Origin of the sequence: Neorhizobium sp. S3-V5DH (assembly GCF_004343065.1) — a bacterium.
Lineage (GTDB): Bacteria > Pseudomonadota > Alphaproteobacteria > Rhizobiales > Rhizobiaceae > Neorhizobium > Neorhizobium huautlense.
Genome location: NZ_SMCL01000011.1, coordinates 1 through 17,878 on the forward strand (window position 1 = coordinate 1; position 17,878 = coordinate 17,878).

Sequence of the window (17,878 nt, forward strand, 5' to 3'; positions counted from 1 at the left end):
TCGGCTGGAATATGCGATCCGGTCACCATCAGCGAGGCGGCGCCGAGCTTCAGCCCGTAAAGCGCAAGCGCCGGTGTCGGCAACGCGCCGCAGTCGACCGGCGACAGGCCGGCACGGGAAAGCGCGCCGATGCAGGTCGCGGCAATGCCCGGGCTCGAGGCACGAAAATCCCGCCCCACCAGCACCAGTCCCCCCGGCTTCGCAGCACCCGTTTCCAGAAGATGCCGCGCAAAAGCCTGCGCATAAACAACCGACGCCCGTCCCGCCAGATCCTCGACAAGCCCACGAAGTCCACTCGTTCCAAATTTCATGAGAACTCTTTGGAATACTGTTTTTTCCAGAACGAAGTTTTCGGCCCCAGCCGAAATCAGAGCGCGGTTGGAGCATCCGCGTTTTGATCGATAGAGCGAGGTTCGCGCCAGATCATGAACAGGACACCCCCGAGATACCCGGCCTGCATCAAAAGCAGGCAAATAATGCCATAGTATAGGGAAATCGTAATCGAGCTCGTCTGAACAAGACTTATGATCGAAAAGGCAAGTGTAGCCGCGAGCATGCGTAGATAGATGCAGGGAGCATACATGAGTTTCAGGAAACGCTTCATGGTCTATTTCCCCGTTGCCCGCACGAGCCTCCCACGGCAAAAGCCTTTTTGCAAGTGCGAATGTAGTGAAATGCGTCAATATAGTCCAAAAGGTCTATAGTGAAGTAGCCAGAATGGATGATATTTCGGCAGAAGGCGGTTCTTTGAAATGGCTGAAAAACCTAAAAATACTCGAATATTCTGGCAGTTAGCCAGAAGGGTTCGTGTCTCGTTTAACTAAAAAGGAAAAATTCGCAGCTTTAATGAAATTTTAACTTTGCAAGGCTGGGCATCAGAGTTATTGTGCAATGCAGCGCAGTATTCCCTAGCATCAACTGATGCGCGTCCCAGGAGAATATTATGTCGATTGGCGAACGGTTTGACAGTGGCGCCACCAGCGGGTTCGATTACCTCAGAATAGCGCTGGCAATTTCAGTCTTGTGCATACACAGCTTTGCGGTTTCCTATGGGAAGGCTGGAGAGGTGTTCCTTTTCGAGCCGCCATTGCGGGGGATGATCACCTTTGTCCTCCCGGCCTTCTTTGCTTTAAGCGGCTTTCTGGTCAGCGCGAGTCTGCTTCGCACTCGCAGCCTCGGCCGCTTTCTTGGACTGCGTGCGCTAAGGCTCGTTCCTGCGCTCGCCGTCGAAGTCACTCTTTGTGCGTTACTGCTTGGCCCGATTTTTACGACATTGCCGCTTCGGGTCTACTTTTCGGATCCGGAGTTCCTCTCGTATTTCTGGAATATCATGGGGCACATTCACTATCTGCTGCCCGGTGTATTTCGGGACAACCCGTTCTTTCAGGCGGTAAACGTATCGCTATGGACGATCCCATACGAACTTGAATGTTACATCGCGCTTACGGTTCTCGCCGCTACGGGAGTGGTTTTCTGGCGTCGGCTTCTCTTGGCAGCTGTAATCTTGGCCCATCTTGCCGTGTTCGGGCGCGACCTCTATCGCGGCGCTGCTGATCTTCCCTTGGATGGTGCGCTTCCGGGACGGGTCCTGCTCCTGAGCTTTCTCGCCGGCGTTGTCCTGTTCATCTACAGAGATCGCATCATCATCACCAGGCTCCGGACGGTTATAGCCGCATTACTGGCATTTGTGATGCTCAATCTTCCCTACGCGCCTTTCTTCGCAGCTTTTCCAATTGCCTACGTTACGGTGGCTGTCGGGCTGACGGGACTGCCGAGGCATCAGCTGATCCGAAGCGGCGACTACTCTTACGGCATTTATCTCTATTCCTTTCCAATTCAGCAGACGGCTTCTCATCTGTTTCCCTTATATCGCGAGTGGTATTTCAATATCGCCGTTTCGCTTCCCGTTACTCTGCTCTTCGCGGTATTTTCCTGGCATGCGGTTGAAAAACATGCCCTGAAGCTCAAAACGCTGATTACCGGCAAGCGCGAGGTACCAGCGTCCATCAAGGGAACAGCAATCCCAGTCAGGGCCGCGGGCGATGGCAGTTGAACCCATTGGAGTTTTCACCATCTTGCTGGGGTTCTACTGCGCGGCACTGGGACAGGACGCGACAATCAAGGCCTTTGTCGTCATGACACTCCTCGGGGCCGCAGCGGCCTTTGTCCTTGGTTCAGCAAGTGTCCAACCGGCGCATCTCTTCCTCTTCTTTGTTGCAGTCGCGGCATTCCGCCGTCGGCAGGGGCCAAGAGCGGTTTTTAATACGCTTTCCTTCGGTCAGCCCGGGTTCTGGCTCGCATGCCTTGTCGTCTATGGTGCGATCACGGCCTATTTCTCGCCAAGGATGTTTGCAGATGCCAGCCTCATCGTTCCTCTCGGTGTTTCCGAGCATCCACTCAGCAGTGGTGTCGTTCGGCTGGGACCTGTTTCCAGCAATCTCACCCAAACCATCTATCTGGTCGCGGACCTCGCTTGTTTTGCAATGATCGTTACCCTTGGATCGACGGCGAAGGGCTTTCAGGCGCTTGTGATTGGACTGATCGCTTATGCGTCTTTCAACGTCGCCTTCGCTATTCTGGACCTGCTGAGCAGTTCAATCGGGGTCCAGGACTGGCTCCAGTTTATCCGCAATGCCAAATACACGTTTCACGAGAACGACAAAGTCAACGGAATGAAGCGTATCGTAGGCTCTTGGCCTGAGGCTTCGGCCTTCGCAGGGACGACACTCGGCATATTCGGGTTCACAGGCACAATGTGGCTTTGTCGCCGCAGAGAAAACTGGTCAGGCGTCCTCGCGCTCGCATCCCTCTGCCTCATTATTCTGTCGACCTCCTCGACGGGTCTTGTTGCGGCACCTTTTTGCCTGCTGATCTTATACATGACTGCTGTCTTGCGCAGTGGACTAAGCACTGGCAGCAGCCACAGCACCATCATTGTTATCTTTGCCCCGCTTTTGGCCATGCTCGCCGGCCTTCTTATCCTCCTGCAAGAGAGCATCTATGCGACGGTTCACAACTACGTCGACCTTCTTGTCCTGAGCAAATCGACCTCAAGTTCGGCCGCTGCCCGCGGTGCCTGGAATAGCTACGGGCTGCAGAATTTTACAGATACCTATGGCCTTGGCGTCGGTCTTGGAACTGCCCGCACCTCCAGTTTCCCGATTGCCCTTTTGTCGAATGTCGGTGTTCCAGGTACGCTATTCTTCTGTCTTTTCGCGCTGACGTCTCTCAGGCCCGGCAACCGGCCGCCGCGCTCTTTCATATCCGACGTACAGCTATCTGCCCGCAACGGATGTTTTTGCCTGCTGGTCGGCTCCCTGGTTGCCGGCCCGACCGTCGATCTAGGGCTTCTATTTTTCATTCTCGCGGGATTGGCCGCAAGTCGCCCTGCAAGCGATAGCGGCCCGGCACCGCTTCTTTTGCTTCGCGGGGAGGGCCTCAAGGCGCGAAATTCAATCTGACTACGCGGTTGGCAGGACGTTATCGTGAGAAGGTGCAACCAGCGTGGCAAGCTGGACCTTGAAGAGCCTGCTGACGCGCATCCGCTCGATACTGAATGTTCAGATCCTGCTTACGCGAGACTATTAGCAAAGGTGCTAATCAAAATGGCGACCATCGAGTTACACTCCGGATCTACCACCTCGATACTTCCTCTGTTGCGATGCGATCTTTGTATCGTCGGCACGGGACCGGCAGGGGCCACTCTGGCTCGCGAATTGTCCGACTCCGGGATGACTATCGTGGTTCTCGAGAGTGGCGGCACGGAGCGAAACCCAAGCATCGATGCTCTCAATGAAATAGAAAATGTCGGGCGGCCTCGTGCAAAGGATCAATGGTCGGTCCGCAATCGGATCCTCGGCGGTAGCTCCCACACTTGGGGCGGGCGTTGCGTAGGCTTCGACGAAATCGACTTCGAAAGCCGGGCCTGGATCCCCCATTCCGGTTGGCCGCTCACCATGGAGGAAATCGACCCCTATCTGGATAGAAGCGCGGAACATTTAGGTTTGGCGATAGGGCGCGGCTTCAGTGACGATAGATTCTGGAGCATCGCCAATCGCGCAGCACCCGTATCGGAGGTCGACCGCTCACTCCTGCTCCCGTTCTTCTGGCAGTTCAGCCGGGACATCGCCGAATCCTACCCGTTCGAATATATGCGTTTTGGGCGGCATCTGCGTGATCAACTGGGCAACAACGTCACGCTGGTCACTGGCGCGACGGCTTTGCGGGTTCTAAGCGTCGAATCTGGAATGTCCGTTCAGGGACTTGAGTATGCAACGCTGGACGGGCGCCGCCACACACTTGCCGCTACGACGGTCGTGCTTTGCGCGGGAGGCATTGAGAATGCGAGGATTCTGCTGAATTCCGGGCCTCAGGGCCGCGCCGGTCTGGGAAATGACCATGACCAGGTCGGACGCTACCTGATGGACCATCTTCGTGGCCCCACCGGTCTTTTCGAGCTCAGGGGTTCCGCGAGCTTGCAACGGCGCTTCGGTCGCTACAACGTTCAGGGCCACTTTTTCCGGGCCGGTCTAAGGCTGAGCCCGGAAACGCAACGGCGGGAGCAGCTCTTGAATTGTGCGGGGTGGCTTGGGGAGGTGCTTTCCCCCGACGATCCGTGGGACGCGCTGCGACGGTTTTCCGCAGGAAAACCTCGCCTGCCACAGGACGCAACAAGCGTTCTGCGCAACGCCCCCCTGCTGCTGCGCGGCGCGATCGACTATTTTGGAGCCCGTAACGGGCTCCCAAGGAAACTCCAGCAACTGTCTCTCGACTGCATGTGCGAGCAGGTTCCAGATCCCGACAGCCGGATTACACTGTCTGAGCGTCGCGACCGACTGGGAATGAGACTTCCTAAGGTAGATTGGCGGAGCCATCCCTATGAGGCTCGCACCATGCACCGCATGGCGGAATTGATCGCCTCCGAATTCGAAAGGATCGGGCTTGCCAAGCCGAGGCTTGCTGAATGGGTGAAGGACAAGGCGCCAATTCCCGCTACCTTTGTCGATGTCGCCCACCCGACTGGTACAACCCGCATGTCAAACGACGCGCGACAAGGAGTCGTGGATGTCAACTGTGAGGTTCATGGGGTTTCCGGCCTGTTCGTCTCAGGAAGCTCCGTCTTTCCAACGGTCGGGCATTGCAATCCAACCCAGATGATCGTTGCGATGGCCGTCAGACTGGCGGACCATCTCAAAATGGTCAGGATCGGATCTACGCCGGTGGAGGTTCGGGCCAATGTCGGGTGAGATCATCCTGGTCACCGGCGCGACGGGACGGATTGGCCGCGTGGTCGTCGCCGATCTTGTGGAACGGGGTTATTCTGTTCGCGCGACAACCTCGAAAGCTTTAATGCCTTCCCGCCCTTTTCCCGCAAACGTAGATTGGCGCAGGATCGATTTCGCCACCGACCGTGATCTCGCCGAACTGGTGGAGGGGTGCGGAGCCGTCCTGCACCTGGCTGCCGAGCTCGGAAACATGCAGCGCATGATCGGCGTTAATGCCGAGGCGACCGAGCGACTCGCCCGGGCGGCAGAAGACGCCGGTATCCGGGTTTTCTGCTATACGAGCTCAGTCGCGGTATATGGCAGCAGTTCTACCGTGACGGTTGACGAAGATTCGCCAGTTTTGACCCCCGACCGCGATGTCGCATCGGAATATTGGGCACTCGACTATGTCCGGGCATATGGCCGAACCAAGCTTGCCGGGGAGCTGGCAATTAAGCGTGTTGCTGGAAAAGCCCGTTACGTTATCTTGCGTCCCGCCGTCGTAGTTGATCTTTCTCAGATCATCGGCGTCCGCGACTGGAACGTCATCAAACGCCTGCTTGCGTCCCATCGCCATTCTCATCATCTTTACGTAGAGGACCTGTCCGATGCTCTTATCTGGTTTATGGAGCGGGGCTTGGCAGGGGTCGGCAATCCGGGCAGTGTCGACGTTTACAATTTCGCGGAAGACGGCCGTCCAGATCCCCGCCATATCGATTTCATGAGAAAGGCATTTGCGGCAACCGGCGATCGTCGATACTGGACGGTCAATGTTCCGGGAATAGTTGACTGGCTGCACGACTTTTTACGATTCCGCACGCTGCCGCTGCGAAATCCGCTTTGGCGAATGCGCTTCTCGACCGCTCGTCTGGAGGCTACCGGCTACCGTTTTCGATCAGGCATGGACAAGGCGGAAGAACTCGCGCTTGCGATGTTGGCGAAACAATCCCATGAAAGCCGACTGTCAGAAGCAAGCGGGGAGCACGTTGCGCAAAAGTGACACCCGTCAGTCGCGGGAATATTTCGAATGCATCTTTCCTGACGGTGCCACACGATCCCTCGCAGCTCGCCTTGAATAGAGCAAATATATCAGCCAATAGGAAAGAACATACCCAGTCTGAAGTACAGCCGCGAATACAAACCCCCATCCGACGGCCTGCAAGGCAGTTGAGCCGCCTGAATAGCTCACAACGGCATAGATGAGCATGACGGTGAAGGCGATCAATGCGAAAACAAGAATAGGCACTCGCAGAGCGCAGATTGCGCCGATCAGCAAACAGGTGGCGAGTGCCCAGCCCATAAGGTTGCTTTGACCTCTTCGAGTACACGTGTCGGGTATCATTATTTATCCGGCACGGCGAGGCAAGCTTAATTTCTGCTCAGAGTGGCGGCTGAACAGGCGCTACGGGTCGTCCATTCGATGAGGGCACACCATCTCGTTGTAAATCAATTGCTGTTGAATGGACTGGGCGCGCCTTTCTTTTTATCTCCGCGTTCAACGCGCAATACGTCACCAGGCAAGACCGGGTCGTTTTCGCTGACCATTAAGCTTTGCATACTCCCGTCAACGACCCGATTGACCCTTGTGTGGAAAGTGTGGCCATCGCTTTCCTCCGCCAATGAAGCGATTGCAGCAGGTGCCCGGATCTCCAGGTTATGCAGGAGATCCTGGGCGGTCCGGATCTTCTCGGCATTCGACGCGAACCGGTCGCGTAGTTCAGCAGATTCGGTCAATGAAGCGACGCGATATCTGTTATGCACGGAGGCAATGTCTTGGTCGAGCTTTGCCAGATCCTGCTGCGTCCTGAACAGCGCAAGCGAGACATCCAGGCTGCGGCTCTCAAGTTCGGCTACGTTCTGGCTGGCGCCGAGTTGTCGCGCCGACACGGTTAGCCCTTGGGCTATCAGCTTGTTGACGGAACCTAAGTCATTTGTCGCAAGTTCGATCTGTTTCGAAAGAGAGGCCGCTTTGGCCTTCAGGGCGTCGATCTGGTTGACAGCCAGCGCTTTCGCGCGGTTCAAGGATTCCACCTCGTTGTTCAACGAGCGCTGACGCGCGTCAAACAGACCCTGTTCTTCCCGCATCATTCTGGCGGCCTGAGGCTCGGCCCCTCGGCTGGTCAACTCACTGGGAAACGCAATTGCCGTTGCGCCGCTCAAGATGGCGTCGATTCTGGCCTGGCGTGCGATCAGACCTAACCGTTCTGCTTCGAGAGCCCTGAGATCACCTCGACCGGACAGCGCATCGCGCTGTAGTCCAATCACATTGGCGTCGGCGGGGCCGATGCCGCCCGCCATGCTCAGCGCCTGTATCACGGTCAAGCCGGGAGTGAAGTTATATTTGCCGGGAGTAGCCACAAGACCCGCCACGAAGAAGGGCCGGTAGGAGGAAATTTCGACCGAGGCATTCGGGCGTTTCTGCAAGCCGACCTGGTTCTGCAGCCGCTCGCTGATTGCCTCCGACAGTTCCTCCAGCGTCTTTCCTGCTGCGGGTACCGTTCCCACAATAGGCAGCGATAAATTGCCGGCCGACGATATAACAAAATCACCGGTCAGCGGTACCCATTCAAAGGCATTGCCGGTACTGGGCCGCCACTCGAAGACGCGAATTTTCAAAGTGTCCTGCGGGCCGATCTGATAATCGTCGGCGCCATGGGCTAGGCCTGCTGTGCCGAACGCCATCAGGAGGGACAGGAGCGTCCTTGAGAGACAGGCCGGCCTTTTCATTGAAGAGGCCGTATGGGTCCGTTCACGGTCGGATGAGGCAACCAGGATGTTTGGCATTGTAAACCCGTTCTCCACGTTGATGGATGGCGCGATCATGCAGAGGCAGCCAGTCTCAGGCCGGTCGCCTGCGCGACGTAGTTGCGGAAGCGATCGACAAAGACGTCGCGCCGAAACTCCGCCGCCCTGGAAACAGCATCCGCAGGATTGAAATCCTGACCCTCCATGCGCTCCACGGCGTCGATCAGCGCCTCGCATGTCTGCGACTGAAAAAAGGTCCCAGTCATATTGTTCACGACAGTCTCGGTTGCGCCGCCGCGACCAAAAGCGATCACTGGCCGGCCGCTGGCCATTGCTTCGACTGGGACGATCCCAAAGTCCTCCTCGCCGGGAAAGATGAGCCCCCGGCAGCGCGCATAGTGGTACTTGAGAACATCAAATGGCTGTGCGCCCAGGATTGTAACAGTCGGACCGGCAAGACGTTTCAACTGGTCGAGCATCTCTCCGCCGCCGATCACCACCAGTTTGGCTTTCATCTGGTTAAATGCTTCCACCGCGAGATCCGGCCGCTTGTAACTCACGAGCTCCCCGACCATGAGGTAGTGGTCTTGGAGATCGGCCGCCGGCACGGGTTGGAAGGCTATAGTGTCTACCGGAGGATGGATGACGGCAGCGTCGCGGCGATAGTAGCTTCTGATCCGCTGGGCGACCGTGCTGGAGTTTGCGATGAAATCATCGACCCGATTGGCAGTGGCGACATCCCATGTCCGCAGATAATGGGCCATGGGCGGCATCATCAATCGCGTAAAGGCGCCGGAACTGTCATAGTATCTATTGTACATGTTCCAGATATACCGCATCGGCGAGTGGCAATAACAAAGATGTAATGCTGGCGACGTCGGTATAATTCCCTTAGCCGGCCCAGATTCGCTGCTTATCACCAGATCGTAGCTACTCAGATCGAGCTGCTCGAGAGCCATGGGCATCAGCGGCAAATAGCGTTTATACATCTTGCTGGCGTAAGGAAGCCTTCCGATGAAGGTGGTCTGGATCCGATGCCTCTTGAGCTTTTGAGAGATTGCCGAAAGATCGCAGGCATGGGTGAAAATGTCGGCTTCAGGGAAGATATCGCAGAGCGCCTCGAGAACCTTCTCGCCACCGCGCATCCCTACCAGCCAATAGTGAATGATCGCTACCCGCACGCCATGCTCCTGGAACTAGTACAATCGATCTATGGCGTGCAATGCGGGCCTTCTGCTTGTTTATAGGCTAAAGCAACAACGATTCATATATTTAGGGTTAGTAAGGCTGCCGTATGCGACATCCTTTTCCCGCGATGCACTCAAATATACTGCATCGCAATAAAATTATTGTCAAACCGTTTAATACTTGTTAACGTCTTCATGCATGCCAGCTCGCGGCATTGTCTGCACATACCCATAGTTAGTCTTATAAGGGGAATACGCAGATGACGGGGATTGATCTCGGTCGAAATATGGACAGTTTTGATAAGCCGCCTATGAGTTCAAATCGTAGGTCCTCCAAGAGCTCTGATGTATTTCGAAGAAACGCGGCGGGGGGCATATCGGCGACATTAAAATACTCGATAGACGCAACCATAGCATTGATCGGTCTACTTTTTCTTGCGCCAATGATAATTATGCTCGCTGCAACTTTGCTGATATTGCAGGGTCGACCGATCTTCATTGCCCATCGGCGGATTGGAAAGAACGGTGTGATGTTCCCATGTCTGAAGTTTCGGACAATGGTTCGGAATGCAGATGACGTCCTTGCTCGTCACCTCGCCGCCCATCCCGACCTTAAGAAAGAATGGAATGTTGCGCGCAAACTAAAAGATGATCCGCGGATTACGCCATTCGGCGCACTTCTTCGCAAGAGCAGCATCGACGAACTGCCGCAGCTTCTCAACGTCATCCGGGGGGAAATGAGCCTCGTGGGGCCTCGCCCGATCGTGGCTAGCGAAGCGGACCTCTATGGCAACCACTTTGCCGACTATATACGCGTTCGGCCCGGCCTTACCGGCCTCTGGCAAGTGAGCGGGCGGAGCGATACCAGTTACACAGAACGGGTCCTGCTCGATGTCCGCTATGTCGCGGAGCAAAGTCTTCTCGGCGATTTGCTCATCATTCTCAAGACAATTCCGGCGGTCCTGAAGTCTCGGGGCAGCTACTAGCTTTACGCGAAATTTCCTGAATCACTCTAGCAGATTTTATGTTCAGGTCCGCAGCTTGCCGGCGCGAGGCACAGCCGCGTCTATGCGAATGTCAGGCCTAAACGTCAGCAAATGCTTACAATATGCAGGTTTAACGGGAGTGATTTGTGCCGAATGTATTAGAGCTTCTTCCTTTTCGACACAAAGCCGCCTGTGCCGCAGCGACTAAAAGGGACCCTCAATGACATCGGCGGAATTTGCAATCAACGGCCGGTTCCTGACGCAAACCATGACCGGTGTTCAGCGTTATGCCCATAACCTGGTCGCGGCGATTGACCGACTGGTGACGGCTGGCGAAGTTGTCTTGCTCTGTCCAGCGGGCGCTGCAGATGCAGGGCTTCAAATGTCTCAAAAGAACGGCCTTCTCAACGGCCAAGCCTGGGAACAATTTGAGCTGCCCGTTCAGAGCCATGAGAAACGACTTCTCAACCTGTGCAATACCGCGCCTGCCCTAAAATCAGACCAGATTCTTTGCATTCACGACGCCAATATTTATGCCGCACCGGAGAGCTATAGCCGAAGTTTCCGGCTCCTTTACCGTAGCCTGCAGCCCATTCTTGTTCGTCGTTCAACGCGGATTGCGACCGTCTCACACGCTGCGGCCCGGCAACTTGTCAGGCACTTGCCGATTTCGCTCGGCGAGATTGCCGTTTTGCCGAATGGGCATGAGCACGCCCTGAAATGGGATCCAACCCGTGCGAAAATATCTTCCAGCCGGTGGGCGTCCGAGAGGCGACGCCCTTATGTGTTGGCGCTCGGATCGCGCGCTCGCCACAAGAACCTGTCCTTGTTGACAAAGATTGCTCCCCAGCTCGACGACGCCGGCATCGATCTCCTCATCGCCGGAGGGGGCGATGGCGTCTTCCAGACACAGAACCTGGAGCGGCGATCGAACATCCACGCCCTTGGGCGCGTGTCGGATGATGATCTTGCCTTTCTACTCGATGGAGCCCTTTGCCTTGCCTTCCCATCACTTGCAGAAGGCTTCGGATTGCCGATCATTGAAGCCATGGCAAGGCGATGCCCCGTTATCGCTTCCAACTGCGCGAGCATGCCGGAAGTTTGCGGAGACGCGGCGCTGCTTGCCTCCCCCTACGAGCCGGAGGAGTGGGTACATCATATCTGCGAGCTGAAGGCGTCGCGAACCCTTCGCGAGGACCTCATCGGCAAGGGACTTGAACAGGTCCAGCGATTTTCTTGGGAGCAGACTGCAAAGAGTTATCTTGAACTCTTGAGGCAGCCGCAGGTGCGTGTCTCCCGTCAGAGCTCCTCGGACGTCAAAAAAGTTCACGTGACGGCAATTTTTGCAACACGCGGACGCCCGGACGTGGTGACGCAAACCGTTCGTCATCTGCTTGCCACTCAAAAACTGAAGCCAGATACGGTCATCGTCTCTTGCGTTGACGTTACGGATGCCGGCGATCTCGCCAATGAGCGAGATGTGCAGGTTCTAGTTGGGCCAGCCGGACTGGCGGCTCAACGCAACACGGCTCTCGATCACGTTGCAGGCGGAACCGAGATCGTTGCATTCTTCGACGATGATTTCGTCGCCGGCGAGGACTGGTTGGCCTCTGCCGTACAGGTATTTCGGGATGAGAGCCATGTAGTCGGTTTTACCGGCCACGTTATCGCCGACGGGATAAAAGGACCCGGAATCACCTTTGAAGATGCCGTCCGGCTGGTTGAACAGAGCAGACCGGGATCCACTTGGGTCGAACCTTACAGTCCCTATGGCTGCAACATGGCCTTCAGGCTCGCAGCGATCGGCGAGACCAGATTCGATGAGCGTCTCGTCTTGTACGGCTGGCTGGAAGATCGTGATTTTGCCGCCACACTTGCCAAACGCGGCGGGCGTCTCGTCAAATCTGCGACCGCCTTGGGCGTCCATATGGGCGTGAAGAGTGGCAGGGTCAGCGGCGAGCGTCTTGGCTACTCGCAGGTCATCAATCCTTTGTACATGATGGGGAAAGGCACGATGCCTCTCCCGAAAGTGATGGGCCAAATCTTTCGAAACACCGTCAGCAACGTCACCCGTGCGGTATGGCCCGAACCCTTCATCGACCGGAAAGGAAGGGTCAGGGGTAATCTGCGTGCAATCGCCGACGTCCTGCGCGGACGCCTGGAGCCGGAGCGGGCAGCGGCTATCGCATCTCCGCAAACGGTCAACAACAACAGCTATCAGCGTTAGGAGCCGAAAAATATGTTCAATCGACCCCGCCCTCTGGATGTGACATCACGGTTATGGCGGGCGAACGAGGCCCCGTCGGACGAGAGCACGGACGGGCCGATTGCTTTGCTGCGCGCGCTCATCGTTTTGGCCGCGCGCTACAAATTCAGCCTTTTCGCTTGCCTTTCGATCGGATTGCTCATTGCAGGGTTCTATGCCCATTCGCTTCCGCCGATTTACAAGGCAACCACAACGCTCTTGCTGGAACCGCGCCGTTCGGCTGCATCGGCCGGTGAGTACGGCGCCCAGCAAAGTCTCGACCTCAACCGCGCCGACAGTGAACTCCAGACGATACGTTCGGAGCGGTTGCTGTCGGCAGTCTTCGACAGCCTTGATCTTCAAACCAGTCCGGAACTCGGACCGCAGGAGCCGGGATTACTACAGAGCCTTACGCAAAACATCACATCGTGGCTGAAAACGGCCGGGACAGCCGATATCGAGAAGGGAAGCCGCCAGGTCGGGGATCCGCCTGGCCCGCGTACGGTGCCCGTGAACGACGGGGAAATGGCAGCTTATCTCAACTTCACCAATCGAATTACGGCAAGGAGGGTAGGCCAATCCTTTGTCATCGAGATTGAATATTCGTCATCCGATCCAGCACTGCCGGCACGTGTCGCGAACGCCGCCGCATCCGGTTACATATTTCAAGTGATCGCGTTCAAGGAACAGATTGCTCGGGCCGGAACTGAAGCGTTGCAAGGCCGCCTCGATAGCCTGGCTCGGCAGGTGGACGCCGCCCGCGAAGCGATGCAATCCGGCTCGCTGCCAGCTATCCCCACTCCAGATGCCGACGCCCGTATCATTGGAGCAGCGCTACCGCCGCTTGGACCGTCCGCGCCCCGCAAATCGCTGATCGTTGCGCTTGGGGGAGTTTTGGGCCTGTTGGGAGGCTTTGGCGTGGTCGCAGTCAAGCTGGCACTCAACCGAACAGTGCGGGACGGCAAGGAATTGTCCAGCGAGCTAGGTCTTCCGAGCCTTGGTTCCATCCCTTACGTTGCAGGGGTCGATGGCATTCCTTGGCGCATAACCAACTCTCAGCAGCAGAAATTTGTGGCGGCGATTCACGACCTTCGGACATCTGTTGAAATTGCCTGTACCAGCCTTCGCAGCGACAAGAGCATCGCCATCGCGCTGGTAGCATGGACGCCGGATGCCGGCGTTTCGACGCTGTGCCGAGGGCTTGCCGAACTCATCAGCCGAAGCAATCGACACGTCACATTGTTCAAGCCTCTCGATGGAGAAGACAGTCGGGTTGAAGGCGCCCAGCGGATGTCGCCGAATTCGTCATTGGCGGGTGCTGCCTTTGCCGGGCTCTCCCCCGATCAGCTTGTTTTCGAGGAAGTTGCAGGAGTCTCGGTACTTTCGATTCATTCAGAGGATGTGAACGCCAATCTTTTCGCGGATTTTCGCAATCCCCGCGTTCGTCAAATCCTCGATGATGCCCGTTCCCGAGGTGATGTTATATTGGACCTCCCGTCTCTTCGCTATTCAACAGACGCCCTGGCGCTGGCTACATATGCGGATGTGGTCCTCATTGTGGCGCGTGCCGGGCAAACCACGATCGAGGACGTATCGGAATCAGTGCATTTGCTTCGAGGTGCCGGCGCAAATGTCGCTGGCACTGTGATCAACCGCGCGCGATGGCGGCTGGGTTAACCCTTGCAGAATAAGAGGTGGCGGCTGGTCGCATATGGCCAGCCGCCAATTCCATTTTGTGAGATTTTCGGGGAACCGGTCGGCCTAGCAGTTTGTCGCAGCAGCAACCTTGTTATGGGTCGACCAATTCAATTCGACCGCCCCTCAAGATCACGCGCATCCCGAGCAAAAGCAGTGTGACGCAATAGGTTGCGCAACCGGCGGCGATTGTGACGGCGAGCTCCAGCAGCCACGGATAATCGTTGTCGTCAATGGCCTCGCGCAGAAGCCAGACGCCGATGGCCATGGTCGCGACCGCAACGGCAATCTTCCATAGGTTGAACAACTGCACAAGCAAGCTCAGTCCGAGCAGGAGACGCGTCTCGTTCAAATAGAATCCCACCATCACGCATGACAGGGCTATCCGAGCGAAACCAGCCCCGACAGCGGAGCCGATATAGAAGCCGAGTGATATAAATGCGATTCGGAACGTAAGGTCGACAATGTTCAGGCGGAATATCACCTGGGGCCGGTCCAAGGCGAGACTGACCGAATAGAGGGTTTGAAAATAGGGGACGGGAAGCACGGCGAGTGCCAGTAGGCTGAGGAGGGGGGCAGCGTCGTGCCAGGCCGGTCCCAGAAGGAGATTGGTCGCAAGATCCGCGGTCAAGGCGATTCCGACGCAAGCCGGTGCAGAGATGAGCATGACGAAACGGATCGCTTTGAGAAAGGCTTGCCGAATACGTAAACGGTCGCTGTTGATCTGTGAGAAGGCCGCCATGACCGGCTGCATGGCCGGGCCGATGAGGCTTTGAGTGGGAAACACGGCGACGTCGCTTGCCACCGCGTATCGGCCAAGCGTTGTGCGATCGGCAAGTCCGCCGATCAGGAACCGGTCGAATTGCCAATTTAACGCCGAGATGAACTGGGCAGAACTGAACCAGCCGATGAACCCCGCAAAATGAGGCAGTCGCGCCAGAGAAAGAGCCGGTTTGTAGGGAGCGAGAATATAAGAGGCGATTGTCGACGCAACGGAGACCCCGACGAAATTCGCGGCGATAGCCCAATAAGCGCCTCCGGACAGAACGATCACAATGACGATAGCGCTGGCGGTGAGCTTTCCCGATAGCTCCACGATAAAAGTCTGCCGGAAGCCGAGTTCCCGAGCGAAATTGACCATAGCTGGACTTGCAACGCCTCGGGCTAAGGGACCAATGGCAAGTACGGCAATAAGGGGAAGGAGCAGATGTTCATGATTGATCAGAGAAAACGGCCAGGCTGCAGTCAGCGCCAGGATGCTGATTGAGGCTCCCCTCAGCAAGCCGATGGTAAAGCCCGTGTCCAGATCGGACTTGTCAATTGTCGGCAGCCGTATCAAAGCCTGAGTTACCGGCACCTCCAGCACCGTGTCCACGACGGCAACAAGAGATATCGCCAGGGCAGCAAGGCCAAAATCGCCGGGCGTGAGCATGCGTGCAAGAAGCAAAAGCGTGAAGAAGTCGATTATCCGCGCCAAGAAGCGTGAGAAAACGAGCCATCCTGCACCCTTGATCGCCTTTGCCGTCAGCATTTGTCACTCCGACATCCGCGGGCGGCCATATGATGGCTCGCAACACGGGTTTGCCGATGCCGAAGGCTCCCAAAAAGCCTCTGCACCGGACGCCAATACATCCTTTGCTTGATGAAATTGCCATGGGCCACCCGATCCACGCAGGCGCGCCATCAACGCCTTTCATCCGCTCCGCCGTGCAGACACCCTCCGAACGATATGGGCAAGTTCAAGTGCCGGTAAGAGCGCCGACTTCAAGCGGGGGAAGTCACGAGCGATCGCGCCTTCCCGCCAAAGCTGGGACTTGATCGCAGCGAGCTTCTGGACCGTATCGTGTGCTTCTGCGTGGTGGAGCACGTGGACATTTTCCTGACGCCCGAAATCCACTGAACGCGCGCCAACCCCCAAAGCATGCATATCGAAGGCGCCGGGATAGGTAATAGCCCGTTTTAGACGACGCCAGGCGACCTCGGAATCCTGCAATATCTGTAAGCCGCTCACCGCGTTATCGACATATTGCAGCACGCCGGCCAAGAGCGCATTGCCTTTGGCTGCGTCGAGCCGACCGTAGGCTGTCTCGCCGGCATTGCTCGTGATGTTGCCGTCGGTGGTTCGCGTGAACTGACGAACGGAGGGGATATTCGGCTCAAACAGGCTCTCGATGATTTGCCAATAACGTAGGATGACGGTCTCGACTTTAAGCGGGTTGTAGAGATTTTCCTCGACGACAAGCCCCGACACTCTGGGAAAGTGATCTTCACTGAAGCCCTTGTAGTTGGAACGTGCGAATTGAATCGTTTCGAAACGGAAGCCAGGAAGACCCGCGGCCAGCAGGCGCTGCGTGCTACCATAAAGCCCCGTATCACAAAGGATGACCCGCGACTTTCCCTTAGTCAGGATATCCAAATGGCTCATGAACAGATTGTTTTGCGATGCTATGTCTTCGACCAAAGCTTGCGCTTCCGGCCTGTCGAGTTTTTGAAAAAAACGGTTCGCCCGGAAATCCTCAAGCCATTCCGATGGAAGATCGTAACGCATAACACCGAGAGCTCTTGCCACATCAGCAAAGCTCTTCCTCTCGAATTCCCGCCCCAGTTCGTCGAGCACGGCCGGATGCCGGACCATGAGCGCCGCGCGGGCGGCGACCAGGCGGGAAACGAGCAAGTTCTCGCGCCGGATATTCAATGGAAGTTCAAGGCGGGCGAGCAACCGCTCCAACACTTGCCGTATTCCGAGCCCGCCCCGGGCACAAAAGAGGAGAACTGCGTCGCCGCGGACCTGAGCCTCGGATGCATAAAGCCAAATGCCAAGGCAGAATTGAGCAACAATGGGTCCGAAGACTTCACGACCGAAAGCGGCTCTGTCCTCAAGGTTAGGAACTCTCTCGCCTGATCGCTTTAGATGATGCTGGACTCCCCGGATCGCCTCCATTCGCGCGCCATCGGCACGGGCGGCCAGCCGTCTGATACGCCCCTTCGGGAGATGCGCGGCATGGATTCCCATCTGACGAGGAACTTCAAAGTCGGCGAGCCGATCGTCGCCGATATGCAAGACCCTGTTTGGAGCTACTCCCTCTTGGGCCAAGACCGCGGGAAACATACCGCCGTGCCGCTTTGTGGCGCCGATATCGGCACTCGAATAGATGGCGTCGATCAGTCCAGGTCCGTGAAAATGGTCTATAAGTTCCTTTAGAATACCGGTCGGCAAACCGGTATCGGAGACAGCCACGATACGAATGCCTGCGGCGCGTTGCTGCCGCAGCGCCATCGCCAGAGGCCCGTTCGCCGTCAGGCAAGTCTTTTCAATCGCAACTTCCAACGAAAGACGCTCGTCCACCGTTGAAGCAGGAAATCCGAGCAGCGTTATCTGTCGGGCGATGATGTCGACAAGTCGAACCTCGCCCAGGCCGCCACCGACGTCCAAAGCTCGATAGGCTAGTTTTTCGGCAAGCTGACGGATCCGAAAGAGATGCTCGGCGCTCACGCGTATGCCTTTCTGCCGCAACAGCCGCGCAAATCGCCGTTCGCCCTCGATAATCCGGGACCGCTGAGATCTCGGAAGCCGCAGCAACAGGGTGTCGAAGACATCGGTCGAGATCAGATCTATGTGACCTAAAGCTCGCTGAAGACAATCAAGGTTTTGTTGCAGCACGGGACAATCCTTCACCGTCGAATAATCTCGTTCCGCCCCGCTGGCGACAAGAATTATCCAGCGAAACAGCAAAATTGTATCAGTGATAGGCCCAC

Annotated in this window: 12 protein-coding genes and 1 pseudogene; 7 read left to right on the top strand and 6 right to left on the bottom strand. The window is 56.7% G+C overall.

Features of this window, described 5'->3' with window-relative positions; translation table 11 throughout:
- Together EDE09_RS16035 and EDE09_RS16040 are read right to left on the bottom strand one after the other, a co-directional pair.
- Positions 1-311, bottom strand: a pseudogene (locus EDE09_RS16035) (phosphomannomutase); the annotation flags it as partial.
- Positions 312-367: 56 nt separating this feature from the next.
- Positions 368-604 (bottom strand): hypothetical protein, encoded by a 237-nt coding sequence (locus tag EDE09_RS16040; RefSeq protein ID WP_132411633.1) that lies wholly within the window; start codon positions 602-604, stop codon positions 368-370.
- Positions 605-943: 339 nt separating this feature from the next.
- On the opposite strand from EDE09_RS16040, the gene EDE09_RS16045 reads away from it, so the two are divergent.
- The 4 genes from EDE09_RS16045 to EDE09_RS16060 all read left to right on the top strand — a co-directional run bounded on the left by EDE09_RS16045 (position 944) and on the right by EDE09_RS16060 (position 6,264).
- Positions 944-2,053, top strand: a complete 1,110-nt coding sequence (locus EDE09_RS16045; protein WP_132411635.1) for an acyltransferase — start codon at positions 944-946, stop codon at positions 2,051-2,053.
- Positions 2,043-3,461 (top strand): hypothetical protein, encoded by a 1,419-nt coding sequence (locus EDE09_RS16050; RefSeq protein WP_132411636.1) that lies wholly within the window; start codon positions 2,043-2,045, stop codon positions 3,459-3,461. The genes EDE09_RS16045 and EDE09_RS16050 overlap by 11 nt, the downstream gene beginning before the upstream one ends.
- Before the next feature lie 270 nt (positions 3,462-3,731).
- The gene (locus tag EDE09_RS16055) at positions 3,732-5,246 is read left to right on the top strand and encodes a GMC family oxidoreductase (RefSeq protein WP_245505160.1); all 1,515 of its coding nucleotides are present in this window, start codon (positions 3,732-3,734) and stop codon (positions 5,244-5,246) included.
- Positions 5,236-6,264 carry an NAD-dependent epimerase/dehydratase family protein gene (locus tag EDE09_RS16060; protein WP_132411640.1) on the top strand — a complete coding sequence of 343 codons (1,029 nt, stop codon included), beginning with the start codon at positions 5,236-5,238 and terminating at the stop codon, positions 6,262-6,264. Before EDE09_RS16055 ends, EDE09_RS16060 begins: the two co-directional genes overlap by 11 nt.
- Before the next feature lie 446 nt (positions 6,265-6,710).
- On the opposite strand, the gene EDE09_RS16070 is transcribed toward EDE09_RS16060, so the two are convergent.
- Positions 6,711-7,946 carry a polysaccharide biosynthesis/export family protein gene (locus EDE09_RS16070; protein WP_245505175.1) on the bottom strand — a complete coding sequence of 412 codons (1,236 nt, stop codon included), beginning with the start codon at positions 7,944-7,946 and terminating at the stop codon, positions 6,711-6,713.
- 137 nt (positions 7,947-8,083) lie between these two features.
- The gene (locus EDE09_RS16075) at positions 8,084-9,154 is read right to left on the bottom strand and encodes a glycosyltransferase (RefSeq protein WP_132411892.1); all 1,071 of its coding nucleotides are present in this window, start codon (positions 9,152-9,154) and stop codon (positions 8,084-8,086) included.
- Between the two features lie 302 nt (positions 9,155-9,456).
- Here EDE09_RS16075 and EDE09_RS16080 point away from each other — a divergent pair, with 302 nt between their 5' ends.
- The 3 genes from EDE09_RS16080 to EDE09_RS16090 all read left to right on the top strand — a co-directional run bounded on the left by EDE09_RS16080 (position 9,457) and on the right by EDE09_RS16090 (position 14,104).
- Positions 9,457-10,182 carry a sugar transferase gene (locus tag EDE09_RS16080; RefSeq protein WP_132411642.1) on the top strand — a complete coding sequence of 242 codons (726 nt, stop codon included), beginning with the start codon at positions 9,457-9,459 and terminating at the stop codon, positions 10,180-10,182.
- A 220-nt stretch (positions 10,183-10,402) separates the two neighbouring features.
- Complete coding sequence (locus EDE09_RS16085; protein WP_132411644.1) at positions 10,403-12,409, top strand: glycosyltransferase; 2,007 nt, start codon at positions 10,403-10,405, stop codon at positions 12,407-12,409.
- Positions 12,410-12,514: 105 nt separating this feature from the next.
- Entirely contained in the window at positions 12,515-14,104 is a 1,590-nt protein-coding gene (locus EDE09_RS16090; RefSeq protein ID WP_348631321.1) for a Wzz/FepE/Etk N-terminal domain-containing protein, read from the top strand.
- Positions 14,105-14,216: 112 nt separating this feature from the next.
- On the opposite strand, the gene EDE09_RS16095 is transcribed toward EDE09_RS16090, so the two are convergent.
- Both EDE09_RS16095 and EDE09_RS16100 read right to left on the bottom strand, forming a co-directional pair.
- A complete protein-coding gene (locus EDE09_RS16095) occupies positions 14,217-15,653 on the bottom strand; it encodes an oligosaccharide flippase family protein (protein WP_132411648.1) in 1,437 nt (478 codons plus the stop codon).
- Positions 15,654-15,815: 162 nt separating this feature from the next.
- Positions 15,816-17,783 (bottom strand): hydrolase, encoded by a 1,968-nt coding sequence (locus EDE09_RS16100; RefSeq protein ID WP_132411894.1) that lies wholly within the window; start codon positions 17,781-17,783, stop codon positions 15,816-15,818.
- Positions 17,784-17,878: the final 95 nt, after the last annotated feature.